This is a genomic window from Cypionkella psychrotolerans (assembly GCF_001294535.1).
Taxonomy (GTDB): Bacteria; Pseudomonadota; Alphaproteobacteria; order Rhodobacterales; family Rhodobacteraceae; genus Cypionkella; species Cypionkella psychrotolerans.
In genome coordinates this window covers 109216-122004 of sequence record NZ_LGIC01000088.1, presented here as the reverse complement: position 1 = coordinate 122004, position 12789 = coordinate 109216, and the positions used below count along the sequence as shown (strand labels likewise).

The 12789-nt window shown below is 61.7% G+C and carries 12 protein-coding genes; 7 read left to right on the top strand and 5 right to left on the bottom strand.

What is annotated here, in order from left to right; genetic code table 11:
* Positions 1-28 precede the first annotated feature (28 nt).
* Entirely contained in the window at positions 29-1225 is a 1197-nt protein-coding gene (locus AKV04_RS23125; RefSeq protein ID WP_202905673.1) for an Acg family FMN-binding oxidoreductase, read from the top strand.
* Between the two features lie 16 nt (positions 1226-1241).
* Entirely contained in the window at positions 1242-2102 is an 861-nt protein-coding gene (locus AKV04_RS23120; protein WP_054008767.1) for a DUF6920 family protein, read from the top strand.
* A gap of 38 nt (positions 2103-2140) precedes the next feature.
* On the opposite strand, the gene AKV04_RS23115 is transcribed toward AKV04_RS23120, so the two are convergent.
* Genes AKV04_RS23115 through AKV04_RS23105 form a run of 3 tightly spaced genes read right to left on the bottom strand, consistent with a single transcriptional unit; the run spans position 2141 to position 5222 of the window.
* The gene (locus AKV04_RS23115; protein ID WP_054008766.1) at positions 2141-2821 is read right to left on the bottom strand and encodes an ABC transporter ATP-binding protein; all 681 of its coding nucleotides are present in this window, start codon (positions 2819-2821) and stop codon (positions 2141-2143) included.
* Positions 2818-4026, bottom strand: coding sequence for an ABC transporter permease (locus AKV04_RS23110; RefSeq protein ID WP_054008765.1), 1209 nt, complete (start codon positions 4024-4026; stop codon positions 2818-2820). The genes AKV04_RS23115 and AKV04_RS23110 overlap by 4 nt, the downstream gene beginning before the upstream one ends.
* Entirely contained in the window at positions 4026-5222 is a 1197-nt protein-coding gene (locus AKV04_RS23105; RefSeq protein ID WP_054008764.1) for an efflux RND transporter periplasmic adaptor subunit, read from the bottom strand. The genes AKV04_RS23110 and AKV04_RS23105 overlap by 1 nt, the downstream gene beginning before the upstream one ends.
* 808 nt (positions 5223-6030) lie before the next feature.
* Here AKV04_RS23105 and AKV04_RS23100 point away from each other — a divergent pair.
* Together AKV04_RS23100 and AKV04_RS23095 are read left to right on the top strand one after the other, a co-directional pair.
* The gene (locus AKV04_RS23100; RefSeq protein WP_054008763.1) at positions 6031-7521 is read left to right on the top strand and encodes a GMC oxidoreductase; all 1491 of its coding nucleotides are present in this window, start codon (positions 6031-6033) and stop codon (positions 7519-7521) included.
* Positions 7518-8390, top strand: coding sequence for a DMT family transporter (locus tag AKV04_RS23095; RefSeq protein WP_054008762.1), 873 nt, complete (start codon positions 7518-7520; stop codon positions 8388-8390). Before AKV04_RS23100 ends, AKV04_RS23095 begins: the two co-directional genes overlap by 4 nt.
* Here the strand turns inward: AKV04_RS23095 and AKV04_RS23090 are convergent.
* On the bottom strand, positions 8387-9001 hold the full coding sequence (locus tag AKV04_RS23090; protein ID WP_054008822.1) for a TetR/AcrR family transcriptional regulator: 615 nt from the start codon (positions 8999-9001) through the stop codon (positions 8387-8389). The two genes, AKV04_RS23095 and AKV04_RS23090, sit on opposite strands and share 4 nt — an antisense overlap.
* A gap of 106 nt (positions 9002-9107) precedes the next feature.
* Between AKV04_RS23090 and AKV04_RS23085 the strand changes: the two genes are divergently transcribed.
* The 3 genes from AKV04_RS23085 to AKV04_RS23075 all read left to right on the top strand — a co-directional run bounded on the left by AKV04_RS23085 (position 9108) and on the right by AKV04_RS23075 (position 11195).
* Positions 9108-9776, top strand: a complete 669-nt coding sequence (locus AKV04_RS23085) for a PspA/IM30 family protein (protein ID WP_054008761.1) — start codon at positions 9108-9110, stop codon at positions 9774-9776.
* 45 nt (positions 9777-9821) lie between these two features.
* A complete protein-coding gene (locus AKV04_RS23080) occupies positions 9822-10103 on the top strand; it encodes a YiaA/YiaB family inner membrane protein (protein WP_054008760.1) in 282 nt (93 codons plus the stop codon).
* Positions 10104-10193: 90 nt separating this feature from the next.
* Positions 10194-11195, top strand: a complete 1002-nt coding sequence (locus AKV04_RS23075) for an Lnb N-terminal periplasmic domain-containing protein (RefSeq protein WP_054008821.1) — start codon at positions 10194-10196, stop codon at positions 11193-11195.
* 140 nt (positions 11196-11335) lie between these two features.
* Here the strand turns inward: AKV04_RS23075 and AKV04_RS23070 are convergent, their stop codons facing one another.
* Positions 11336-12754, bottom strand: coding sequence for a trehalase family glycosidase (locus tag AKV04_RS23070; RefSeq protein WP_054008759.1), 1419 nt, complete (start codon positions 12752-12754; stop codon positions 11336-11338).
* Positions 12755-12789: the final 35 nt, after the last annotated feature.

Here is a 12789-nt window from a genome sequence, read left to right as displayed (position 1 = left end):
ATCGCAACACGGCACAGGAAGGCCGTCCATGCTAAACCAATCAATGCTAAAGCGGCGCAATCTCCTGATCGCGGGCGGCGCGACCCTGATTGCCGGAGCAGGCGCTGCGGGGTTTGGCCTGCGTCAGATCGGCTCGATGGCGGACTATACCGCCGCCGTGACCGCCCTGCGCAGGCCGCTGCCCGCCAATCCAGAGGCGCGGGATTTGATCCGCTTTGCCACTTTGGCCGCCAACAGCCACAACACCCAAGCTTGGGATTTTCGGGCGGCGGGCAACAGCATCACCCTCCTGCCCGATCTTACCCGCGCAACACCGGTGGTGGACCCTGACAATCACCACCTGTTCGTCAGTCTGGGCTGTGCCGCCGAAAACCTGTGCATCGCCGCCGCCTCACGCGGGATGCAGGGCGAGGTTCGGTTTGATCGAGACGCCGGCGGTACGCTCAGCTTTTCGTACGCTGCCGGAGCGACGACCGACACCGCCTTGTCGGATGCCATCCCGCTGCGGCAATCGACGCGGGGGATGTATGATGGATCAGCCGTGAGCCCGGCGGAGCTTAGCCGCCTGGCAGAGGCCGCCCGCATGCCGGGGGTTGATCTGATCCTGATCACGGACCCCGGCCAGATGGCTCAACTCGGTGATCTGATAGCGACAGGCAATACTGCCCAGATCGCCGATCCGGCCTTCATGGCCGAGTTGAAACAGTGGATGCGGTTCACTCCGCGCCATGCCTTGGACCCAGGCGATGGTCTGTTCAGTGCCACCAGCGGCAATCCGGTGATGCCTAATTGGCTGGGCCGGTTGGTGCTGGATTGGGCCTATACGGCGGAGGCCGAGAACAAGACGAATACGGCTAAGATCACCTCCTCTGCCGGGCTGGCGGTGTTTGTGGCGGCCAAAGAGGATGCAGAACACTGGGTTCAGGCTGGCCGCGTCTGTCAGCGCTTTGCCTTGCAAGCGACGGCGATGGGTTTGAAACAGGCTTTCCTGAACCAGCCGGTCGAGGTGGCGGCTCTGCGACCTGAGCTTGCAGCGCTGATCGGTGTGCCGGGGCGCAGGCCTGATCTGGTGATGCGGTTCGGGCGGGGGGCCGTAATGCCCTATGCGGCGCGCAGGTCAGTTGATGCCGTGTTGTTGCGACCGGGCAGTGGAGCGTCCGGCACAGAAGGGTGGTCTGGTATTGCGGCCCTCTTGGTCTCGCTAAGTGGGAAGCCCACACCATGATGCAAAGGAACACCGCATGGATATCCTGAAATGGTTTGCCGTCAGCCTTGCCGTGCTCACGCTGAGCTACGCGGGCCTGACTGCTTTTGGCGCGTGGCGCTGGAAGGCGGCGATGCGGGCGCTTGTGGCAGCGCTGGGTGCGAGGCGGCTGGAGGGTGGGGTCACGCGTTACGATGCGGCAGAGATTGTGGGCCTGCCCGCCCCAGTGCACCGTTATTTTGAACGGGCGCTGCGCCACGGCCAGCCGATCATCCGCGCGGTTGACCTCAGCCAAAGCGGCACCTTCAACCTGAGCCTTGTCACCCCGCAGTGGAAGCCGTTCACAGCCCGCCAGCAGGTCACCACCGCCCGCCCCGGCTTTGTCTGGGACGCCACGATCCTGATGTTTCCTGCCGTGGCGGTCCGGGTTGTGGATGCCTATATCGCGGGCGAGGGCATGCTGCGCCCCGCGATCCTCGGGTTGTTTCCCTTGGGGGCAGTGCGGGGCAAGGGCGAGATCGCGCGCGGCGAATTGATGCGGTATTTCGCCGAAGCGGTCTGGTATCCGACAGCACTTTTGCCCAGTCAGGGTGTGGTCTGGCAGGCGGCGGATGACAGCTCTGCCCGCGCCACGATCAGCGATGGCGAGGTCAGCCTGACCCTGCTGTTTCGGTTTGGCGCGGATGGGCTGGTGGCCGAGGTCCATGCCGACGCGCGCGGCGGCATGGTGGGCAAGAGCGTGGTGATGATGCCGTGGGACTGCCGGATGTCAGAGTATCGGCGGCAAGACGGTATGCTAGTGCCTGTCACGGGAGTAGTGATCTGGCAGACCCCGCAGGGCGAGAAACCGTATTATCGCGGCAAGATCACGCGGTTGGCCTATACGTTCGCGCAATGATCAACAGGCGTGAAGGTGTTGACGCAAGACACTGGCCGTCACCCCGTCACCACGCCCTCGCCCACCACGATCTGCCGACAGCAGGTTGCCGCGATCTTCTCATCATGGGTCGAGATCAGGAAGGTGGTGCCTTCATCGCGGTTGATCTGGCCGATCAGCTCCATCACCTGAATGGCAGAGGCTCGGTCAAGATTGCCAGTGGGCTCGTCCGCCAGCACCAGTTCGGGGGAGTTCATCAGCGCACGCGCCACGGCGACACGTTGTTTCTGGCCGCCTGACAGGTTGGTTGACGGAAAATCCACCCGATCTGCCAGCCCCATCCGACTCAGCAGATCCCGCCCCCGCGCCCGCGCCGCAGCGGTTTCGCGGCCCTCGCGCACGGCGGTGGGAAAGATCACGTTCTCAAGCGCGGTAAAGTCAGGCAGCAGGTTGTGAAACTGAAACACAAAGCCGATGTGGCGGTTGCGAAAATCGGTCAGGGCGCGGTCATTGGCCGTGGTCAGATCCACCCCCAACATCATGTGGCTGCCCGATGTCGGTTGCATCAGCGTGCCCAGAATGGTCAACAGCGTGCTTTTGCCCGAGCCGGACGGCCCGAGCAGAGCCGACAACTCGCCCTTGTCCATCCGCAGCGACAAGCCGCGCAGCACACGGGTTTCGGCCTCACCCGCGCCGAAGGTTTTCACCAAACCCTCAACCTGCAATAGGGCTTCGGTCATTGTCCGATGGCCGTGACAGGGTCCACCCGCGCCGCCGCGCGTGCTGGCAGGATCGCAGCCAAGGTGGCGATGGTGACGGTCAACAACACCGCCAACCCGAACGCGCCTTCGTGGATATCAATCGGCATCACAGAAGGGTGGGCCGCATCGCGGGGCGGAAACGCCTGTAGCACGACATAGCCCAACCCCGCACCCAACAGCCCGCCCAGCAAGCCTACCAACGCGCCCTGACTGACGAAAACGAACACCACGAAGCGACGGCTGGCCCCCATCGCCCGCATGATGCCAATCTCGGCCTTGCGGCGATAGGTCGACAGCAACAGTGACGACGCGATGCCGATCACGATCGACACCATGGCAAATGTCTTCAACAGCAGCCCGGTCTGGCCCTGCGCCTGCAGCGCTGACATCACTTGCGCTCCTTGCTCGGTCCAAGACTTTGCCTTCAGGCCGGTGATCGCGGTGATCCGCAGCGCGGTGGCATCCGCCGCCATCAGATCGCTAAGCTTGATCTCGATCCGCGTCACCCCCTGCGGCAGCGCCATCAGGGTGCGGGCGGTATCAAGGCTGACATAGGCAGTCGCACGGTCAAAGCCGCCCTGCCCGATCTTGTAGATGCCCGATACAGTCAGCAGAGCGTTGACCCCTTGGGCTGAATCGAGCCGGATGGTATCGCCCACCGTCAGATCAAGATCATCGGCCAGCGTCTGCCCGATGATGGTAAGCCCGGTGCCAAGCCGGACAGAGCCTGCGACAATGTAGCTGTCCAGTTGCACAATCGCAGATTCCTTGCCCGGCTCGACACCGTTGATTGCCACCTGCGCCACTTGGCCACCTCGGGTGATGAAACCGCTGCCGGTGATCTGGGGCGATACCGCCACCACCCCCGGCAAGGCGGCAATCATCGGCACATAAATCGCCGCGTCGCGCAGAAATGCCTGCCGGAGGGCGGATTTTTCCTGTGCGAGCAGGATGTGTCCCAAGTTTTGATCCAGCAAAAGCACCGGGTCTTCAACCTCGGCGACAATGCTGACATGGCTGAGATCGCCCGCGATGCTGGCAAGGATGAAGTTCGCCAGACCGCCGATCAACGCGCTCATGAAGATAAAGATGAACACGCCCAAGGCGACTCCCAGCACCAACAGCGCGGATTGCGCCTTGCTGGACAACAGATAGCGGAAAGCGATTTTGAGCGCGTAAAGCATCAGGGATCGACCTTGGCGGCGGCGGGCACGCTGATCGCCAACCCATCCAAAAGTCCCGTCGCATCGATGATGACCACATCGCCCGCCGCAAGCCCGCTGGTCACTTGCACCCGGTCTGCGGGCCAATCCACCACGCTGACCTCCCGTCGCACGGCCCGGCCTGCCACCGCGACGAACACCGCCGCACCCGTGGCATCGGTGATCACTGCGGCGCGCGGCACGGCGATTGCCGCCGCCTGCGTCTCAACGATGATATTCGCCGTCACTGTCAGGCCGACGGGTGCCGCCACCGGATCATCAAAGGCGATCTTCACCGCCAGACCACCCGTCGCCGCATCGACCTGCGCCGCCACAAAGCTGACGCGGCCATCCCGCTTGGCGCTATCGCCCTTCAACTGCAAGACGGCGGGCAAGCCCAGAGTGATGCGCGCGGCATAGCCCTCATCTACATCAGTCTCAACTACCAGCTTTCCAAGGTCAGCTATGGAAAACAACGCGGTTGTGACATCGACGACTTGCCCCACTTCGGCGTTCCGGCTTAACACTTTGCCCGCGACCGGAGCCGCAATCGTGTATTTTTCAAGACCGATCTGCGCCTGATCCAGCAAGGCCGTCAGGCGGGCCACCTCTTGCGTGGCGGTCTGCTGCGCTGTTCTGGCATCGCCCAGCGCCGTGCGGGTGATGTTGCCGCCCAAAGCCACGGCCCGCGCAAGATTGGCCTCGGCTTGCGCTTGCGCGGCCAAGCCTGCATCCAACCCCGCGATGGCCTGACGCACCTGCGCCTGCTGCCCCGAGGCATCCATCTGCGCCAGAATCTCGCCTTGCTGAACGACAGCACCCGCCTCGACCAGCACCGCTGTCACCGTGCCAGCAGCGGTGGGTTTCACAGCGACCAGATGTTGCGGGGCCAATCGCCCGTTCACCGCCAGAACCAAGATCAGCGGCGCAGGCGTGGCCGTCTCAACGGTCACAGCCAGCCCCTTGCTCGCCCAAGGCTGAACATACCAAAGCGTCGCCGCGACGAGGAAAAGCGCCACCAGACCCGCCCAGATCCACCGCTTGGGGGTTTGCCTCGGGCTGAGCGTCGGCGACGGCGGCTTTTGCGGCGACACTGTCAACTGACCGCCCGTGTTTGGCGTCGCGAGGTCGACGCCCGTGCTGAGTGCTGCGCTGCTGGGTGTTTTGGTATCAGACATCCGCCCACCACTGCGACACCGCAAGACGTTCCACCGCCACCATCCGCGCGGCAGACGGGCAGCACCGAAACGATGGCTGAGTTGGTTTCACGGGATCTTTCCTGCAAACGAAAGTTGCACTCTGGGCAGCATAGCTAAGCCGAACCTGAAGCGCGTTGATCTGGATCAGCGCGCCGCCGCAACACCGAGGGTGCGGTCATTGCAGGATGCGGGGCACATGCGTAGCCGTCTGTCGTTTCAGTTTGGCACAACGGCCAAGCGCTAAAAAATATCTGCCCTGCGGTCAAAAACCAACCTGAAGCAGTGCCGAGACAGCGCATCTGCGCAATCATCAGCCACGACCTGCCAACGCATGTCTATCCCCAGGCGCGTTGGCGCAAGACCGCCATGCCCGGTGCGCCTGCCCCCCTTGTTGCAGCACCGGGCGGGCAATCTTGTTTGTTAGGCAGTGCGCGGCGAGGCCTTTTATCAGAATGCAGAGGTCATATGCGCGATCTCATGCTGTGGGAGCGCGGCGCATCTCCTTCATTCAGCCTATAGATTTTTCTGAGTTTTCAGCGATTTCCACGGATTTTCCTGTGTGTTTGCGGTAACGATCGTCTTTCACAGCCGAAAATCTCGATTTCCTTTCCCAGCCATCGGCGATTTGGGGTGACGCTGCTTGGCAGCTCTGACACATTCGCTATGATGACGCGGTGCGCGGTGGGGCTGTCGTCTTTGTCACCACGCGGATGCGGGTGGATCAAACCCTTGCCGTTTCGGTGGATCGGGCTTTTGTCCACGGTCCCGCAACAAAGGCAAGGCCCGCATGACTTCCCCTGACATTTTGATCATCGGCTCTGGCATGGGCGGGGCGACGCTGGCGGCGGCTTTGGCACCCTCGGGCAAGCGGATTGTGATCCTTGAGCGCGGCGATTGGTTGGCCGATTGCCCCGAGGCACGCGATCCTTGGGCGGTGTTTGGCTCGGGGCATTTCAGCCCAAAAGAGACGTGGTATGATGCCGATGGCGGCACGTTTACCCCGAACAATTACTACTATCCCGGCGGCAATTCGAAATTCTATGGCGCGGTGCTGATGCGCTACCGCGCAGAAGATTTCCAACCCCTGCGGCACATGGGCGGCACCGCTCCCGGCTGGCCGATGTCTTATGATGAGTTTGAGCCCGACTATCAGGCGGCGGAGGAAATGTACGAAGTGCGCGGCAGAATGGGTGAAGATCCGACCGAGCCGCACCATTCCCGCCCCTACCCTTTCCCGCCGGTGCCGCATGAGCCCGATATGCTCAATTTGTGCAACCGTCTGAAAGCGCTGGGTTTACATCCGGGACCGCTGCCGTTGGGTGTCGATATTGATCTGTGGCTCAAAGGAGGCCCGCTGACCTTTGACGGCTTTCCCAACACCCGTGGCGGCAAAAGCGATGCAGAGACCATTGGGCTTGCCGCCGCCTTGAAACACCCGAATGTGACGTTGATCACCAAGGCGAAGGTGACGCGCTTGATCGCTGAGGCCGGCAAGATCACAGCGGTAGAATATGAACAGGACGGTGCTACGCTGCGAATTTCGGCCCCGCTTGTCTGCCTGTGCGCGGGCGCGGTGAAATCGGCTTGTTTGCTTTTGGCCTCGGCAGACAGCTCGCATCCGACTGGATTGGCAAATAGCTCGGATCAGGTTGGGCGAAACTTTATGAACCACAATATTACTGCTGTGCTGGGGGTCAACCCGTTCCGCCGCAACCGCTCGGTCTATGAAAAGACCATCCAGATGAACGACTGGTATCTGACGGGTGGCCCGAAGGGTGAGCCTCTGGGCAATGTGCAAATGCTGGGGCGGATCACCGGCGAGATCATGGCGGCGGAATCCGGCCTACCTTTGCCAATCTCGCGCTGGCTGGCGGATCATTCGGTGCATCTGATGACGATGTCGGAAGACCTGCCGAACCCCGAAAGCCGGGTGTTCCTGCGCGATGGCAAGATCGTGTTGAAATGGCAACGCTCCAACTGGCAGGCGCATGTGGCGCTGAACGCCAAGCTGAAAGCTGTGCTGAAAAAGGCGGGCTGGCCGCTGGTGCTGACCAAGACCTTTGAGAAACGCACCCCCAGCCACCAATGCGGCACGGCGCGGATGGGGGCGGACCCTAGCACAAGCGTGGTCAACCCGTTCTGCCGTAGCCATGATCTGGCGAACCTGTTCATCGTCGATGCCTCGGTGCTGCCGACGTCTGCGGCGGCCAATCCCTCACTGACCGTTGCGGCTTTGGCGTTGCGCACCGCGCGGCATATCTTGCAGGCGCAGGAGTGAACAGCTTAGGCCCTGCCCGCCCGCTGAAAGGCATTCTGCTGGTGGTGCTGGCGACACTGGCCTTTGCCAGTGCTGATGTGCTGACCAAAAGGTTGACGCAAAACCACCCGATCCCGGTGGTGATTGCGGTGCGCTATCTGGTCAATCTGGGCTTACTGTTGCTGTTCCTGTATCCCCGTATCGGGCCGCAGCTTTGGCGCGTGCAAAACTTCAAACTGGTGTTTGTGCGCGGGTTTTGCCTTGCACTGGCCTCGCTGACCATGGGCCTTGCGCTGCGGCTGATGCCGGTCGGCGAGACGGTGGCGATTGTCTATCTGTCCCCCTTTGCCGTGATGTTGCTGGCGATCCCATTGCTGGGCGAGAAGGTCAGCCCGATGGGATGGCTCTGGGCTGCGCTTGGCTTTGCCGGCGTTTTGCTGATCCTACGCCCCGGTGGCGGTCTTGACCCTTGGGGTGTAGCCTTCGCGCTGATGAACGCCTGCCTTGCCACCGGCTATCAGCTGCTGACCCGCAAACTGGCGGGCCATGAAAGCATGATGGCAATGCTGTTTCACACCGCACTGGTGGGTTCGGTGTTCTTCGGGATCGGTTCGCTAACATCCTTGGATCAGCTGCATTTCACAGCCCCCGATCTGGCATGGATGGCAGCTTTGGGCGTGCTGGCGACGCTGGGGCATTTCCTATTCACCGCCGCTTATCGTGAAGCCCCGGCCTCGCTGCTCGCCCCGGTGAACTATCTGCATCTAGTCTGGGCGGCAGGGTTTGGCGTGGTGATCTTTGGCCATACGCCGGATGCGATCAGCCTGGTCGGCATGGCGCTGGTCTGCACCTCGGGTATCGCCAATGCCATCCGGGCCAAGCGCGTTTAACCCTCCAGCCCCCGACCCTCCAACCCCCGCGTCATCGCCTCGACCAAAGCCGCGACCTCGCCCGGCAACTGCTCGCGCGGGGTGGCGACAAAGCGCGCAGTCAGCGCCAGCATCACCACGCCATGCACGGCGGCAAACACCGTCAGTGCGCGCTGGCGCAGGGCTGCCCCCGCCAGATCGGGGCGCAGCTTTGACAGCGGCGCTATAATTTGCGCAATCAGCACCGCATGTTCATCCCGGTGCCAATCCGGGGCCTCGATGCCTTCCGGCAAGCGATGGGTGAACAAAGCCGCCCACAGCCGGAAGTTCTGCAAGGCAAAGCCAACATAACCCTGCGCCAGTTCGGCCATCACCGCGCGCGGCCCATGCCCCGGCACCACCGCCGCCTGCAACGCCACCCCTAGCCGTGCGAGGGTTCGCGAGTTCACCTGCAGGATCAACCGATCCAAATCCTCAAACGCGGTATAGAGCGCACCCAAAGCACAGCCCGCATCCGCCGTCACATCGCGCGCCTTCAGCCCGTTCAGACCACCCAAAGCGATTCTGGCCTCGGCAGCGTCGATCAGCCGTTGCTTCAGTCCTTCGCGCTGTTCTTCGCGATTGTTGCGCATTTCGCCCTCAATTGTTTCATGAACGATGTTCATTATATTCTTGAACGGCGTTCACGCTTCTGCCATACAGAGTTCATGAACGCGGTTCATAACAAGGGAGATTGAAATGTTCAAACTGTTTGTCACCCTGCTGCGCGGTCGCAACGCCGATGCGGCCGACGCTTTGACCGATACGCTGGCGCTGCCGATCCTGCGCCAACAGCTGCGCGATTGCGCCGATGGTGTCGAGGCCGCCCGCCGCGCTGTGGCGATGGTGATGGCCTATGCCGAGCGGGAACGCAAAGCCTCGGCCCGCATCAGCGCGCAACTCGCCGATCTGGAAACCCGCGCATTGGACGCCTTGGCGCAGAGCCGCGACGATCTGGCGACCGAAGCCGCAGGAGCAATTTCGCAACTGGAGGCTGAGGCTGCCACCACCGCCCGCGCTTTGGCGACCTATGACGCCGAGATTGCCCACCTTCGCGCCGTTCTGGCTGATGCCGAGACCCGTTTGCGCGATCTGCAACGCGGCCAACGCCTTGCGATTGCCACCGATCACACCCAGCGCCGGCATGGGGCAGCAGCCGTCGCCACCTTGACTGAGGCCGAAGCCACCCTCGCCCGCCTGCAAGAACGCCAATCCAACCTCGACACCGCCCGCGCCGCTATGTTGGAGCTTTCCGCCTCGACCAATGCCGAAGCGATGCAGAACCGTCTGGCCGCTGCGGGCTGTGGCGCACCCCTGCGCCCTGATGCGGCGTCAGTTCTTCAACGCCTGAAGGCCCGCGCGGCGTAAGGCGCGCCGCCGACATCCCCTCAACCCATTCAAAGGTTTAAGAAAATGAACGACGTGCTCGCCGCCAAACCCTCGTCCGCCTGGACCATGTTCACCTACCTTAACTTCGTCGTCGCCGCCGTGATGATGGCAGGCGGGATCTATTTCCTTGAGGCCAGCTTTGCCGCCAAGGGCTTTTATGCCATGGCCGCGCTGATGCTGGTCAGTTCCACCGCCGCAATCACCAAATCCATCCGCGACGCCGAGGAATCGCAGCGCCTGCACAACAAGATCGACGAGGCCCGCACCGAGCGTCTGTTGATGGAAGTTAACACGCCACGCAGCTAAGATTAGGTGAACCGGGGTCGCGCCATCGGTGCGGCCTCGTGCTTTCGCGACCCCACGCTTTCGAGACACAGTGCTTTGTTGGAGATAATGATGCCCCCCCAGCCCCTCACCCCGCTGCGCCGTTTTGGGCGCGGGCTTGGCCATCTTGGCTTTGTTCTCCTGCTGGCGCTTGGCATGGCTTGGACCGCGACCGCGCTTTATATTCAACTGCACGGCTGGGTGCAGATCGCCGCTTGGGTGGCCTTGGGATTTGCCGTGCCGGCAGTGCTGACCTTGCGCTTTGGAAAACGCCGCTTGGGCTGGCTGGGCTTTGCGATTGTGGCCTTGGCGGTGGCTGGTTGGTACATGACCATCCATCCAAGGCAAGTCCGCGACTGGGCACCGGATGTCGCACATGGGGTGTGGGGTGTGGTCGAAGGCGATCAGGTCACGCTGAACAACGTGCGCAATTTCGACTGGACTTCGGATGCCGAGGCGAGCGCGCGTTGGGAAAGCCGCAGCTACGATCTGAGCAAGCTTGAGACCGTCGATATGATCACCTCAACCTGGGGCGACCCGAACATCGCGCATCTGATCGTCAGCTTTGGCTTTCAGGGCGGCAATCACGTCGCCTTCTCGGTCGAGATTCGCAAAGAGAAGGGGGAGGGTTTCTCCTCAATCGGCGGGTTTTTCCGGCAGTTTGAACTGGTGCTGATTGCAGCGGATGAGGCCGATGTGGTGAAGGTTCGCACCAATTTCCGGGGCGAAGATGTGCATCTGTTCCCGGTCAAACTTGACGCCGCGCAACGCCGCGCGTTGTTGCTGCGCTATATCGCTTTCGGCAACCAACTGGCCGCGGCCCCAGTGTTTTACAACACAGTCACTGCCAACTGCGCCTCGACGGTGTACAGTCTGGTGCAGGTGATCAAGCCGGATATGCCCTTGGACTCTCGGTTGCTGTTTTCGGGACAACTGCCGGAATATATTGACGAATTGGGTGGGCTGCCGGGCGATATGCCGATGGATCAGCGTCGCAAGCTGGCGGCGATCAGTGCTTTGGCGCAGACGTGGCAGGCCGGGCAGGATTTCTCGGCCCTGATCCGGGGGCAGTAGGTTTTGCGCAGCTTTACTGCATCGACCAAGCCGGAGGGTTGACATACCCATGCCATTGGTCTCTTGAACCAATGGCAAACCCCGTGGGATATTTGAGCATAGAGGATGATACTTTTAGATAAGGTTAGCGAGTTTTGAGGCTAATCCACGAGATCGAGATACACCCCGTTCGACCAGCCAAAGCCGTCCTGCAGCGCGTATTCGCCGCCTGTGCTGGGTGCCAGCGGGTCTAACACATTGTATTTCTCAACGAATTTACCACTGGCATGGAACACTGCATCGCAGGTCGCAAGCCAGCGCAGGCGCAGCGTTTCCGCCAGATCATCCAAGCCATACCGCCGCAGACCCTGCACGGCGATCCATTGCAAGGGCGCCCAGCCGTTCGGACTATCCCATTGCTGGCCCGAGGTGATGTTGGAGGTCAGCAATCCCCCAGCGCGCAGCAGATGGTTTTCCATCCAACGAGCAGCGGTTTCGGCTTGGGCTTGAGTTGCGGCCCCTGCGTAAAGCGGAAACATCCCTGCGGCGGTGGTCAGCAGATTCGGTGTGCCATCAGCGATCAGTACATCATGAAAATAGCCCGTTTCGGCACTGTAAAAGCGCTTTGAGATTGCGCCGCGCCGCTGGTCGGCAACGGCGGCATAAGAGTGGTCGCCCGAGGCTTCGGCGAGGATTTCCTCATAGCGCAATAGTAAGCAGTTCAGATCCACCGCCCAGAGATCGGTGGTGCGAATCGTGGTCAGATCCTGCGGATCGGTCAGCCAGCGCGCCGAGAAATCCCAACCACTTTCGCAGGCCGCGCGCAGGTTGCGAAAATAGCCGTCGGCGACGCCGTTGTGCTGCGCCTCCAGATCAGTGCCATACATCTCAATACGCGGGCCCGCGGCTTCATCCCAGTAACGTGCAAGGCTTTGATACGTGTGGTCGCTATGGATGAAATATCCGTATTCGCGTTGCATCGCAGGCAGATAGCGGGCGTAAGCCGCAGGCAGATCGCCCACGGCGCGGCCATAATCCTGCACCATTTGCGCGAAGAATGGCGGCTGCGCGCGGGTCAGGAAATAGCTGCGAAAGCCGTTGGGGATATGGCCGATCTCCTTGATCGCATAGGCGAAATTCTCCAGCATATCGCGCACCAACGCGGTTTGTCCGGTTTTCAGCAGGCCGAGTTGGGTGAAATAGCTGTCCCAATAATACGCCTCTTGGAACCGCCCGCCGACCACAACGTAAGGATGCGGCAAAGCAAAGCGGCTGGAGCGTTCGTTTGGATCATCGGCGGGTCGGATCAGATGCGGCCAGATCGCCGCCAGATGCTGTTTGGGGCTATGCGTGGGATCGGCGTGATAGGCGGCCTCGAAGGCAGCCACGGGGCGAAAATGACCGGCATAAAACGCTTTCAAATCGACAGCACCCCGCGCCTTTGCGGCATGATAGGCGCGCAGGATTTCCGGTGCTGGCGACAGCAAGATTGAATCGGAGATCGCCTTCTCATCCGGCCAAATCCCCGACAGATGCAGGTCTTTGAACAGATCGCCTAAGCTGTGCTCTAAATGTTCCAAGATGTCCTCCGCAGCGGTCTATCCTCTCCAAAGCG

Coding starts and splice junctions, on each gene's coding strand:
- AKV04_RS23100 (WP_054008763.1), top strand. CDS start 6,031: ATGACTTCCCCTGACATTTTGATCATCGGCTCTGGCATGGGCGGGGCG.
- AKV04_RS23115 (WP_054008766.1), bottom strand. CDS start 2,821: ATGACCGAAGCCCTATTGCAGGTTGAGGGTTTGGTGAAAACCTTCGGC.
- AKV04_RS23125 (WP_202905673.1), top strand. CDS start 29: ATGCTAAACCAATCAATGCTAAAGCGGCGCAATCTCCTGATCGCGGGC.
- AKV04_RS23075 (WP_054008821.1), top strand. CDS start 10,194: ATGCCCCCCCAGCCCCTCACCCCGCTGCGCCGTTTTGGGCGCGGGCTT.
- AKV04_RS23085 (WP_054008761.1), top strand. CDS start 9,108: ATGTTCAAACTGTTTGTCACCCTGCTGCGCGGTCGCAACGCCGATGCG.
- AKV04_RS23120 (WP_054008767.1), top strand. CDS start 1,242: ATGGATATCCTGAAATGGTTTGCCGTCAGCCTTGCCGTGCTCACGCTG.
- AKV04_RS23080 (WP_054008760.1), top strand. CDS start 9,822: ATGAACGACGTGCTCGCCGCCAAACCCTCGTCCGCCTGGACCATGTTC.
- AKV04_RS23105 (WP_054008764.1), bottom strand. CDS start 5,222: ATGTCTGATACCAAAACACCCAGCAGCGCAGCACTCAGCACGGGCGTC.
- AKV04_RS23110 (WP_054008765.1), bottom strand. CDS start 4,026: ATGCTTTACGCGCTCAAAATCGCTTTCCGCTATCTGTTGTCCAGCAAG.
- AKV04_RS23090 (WP_054008822.1), bottom strand. CDS start 9,001: ATGCGCAACAATCGCGAAGAACAGCGCGAAGGACTGAAGCAACGGCTG.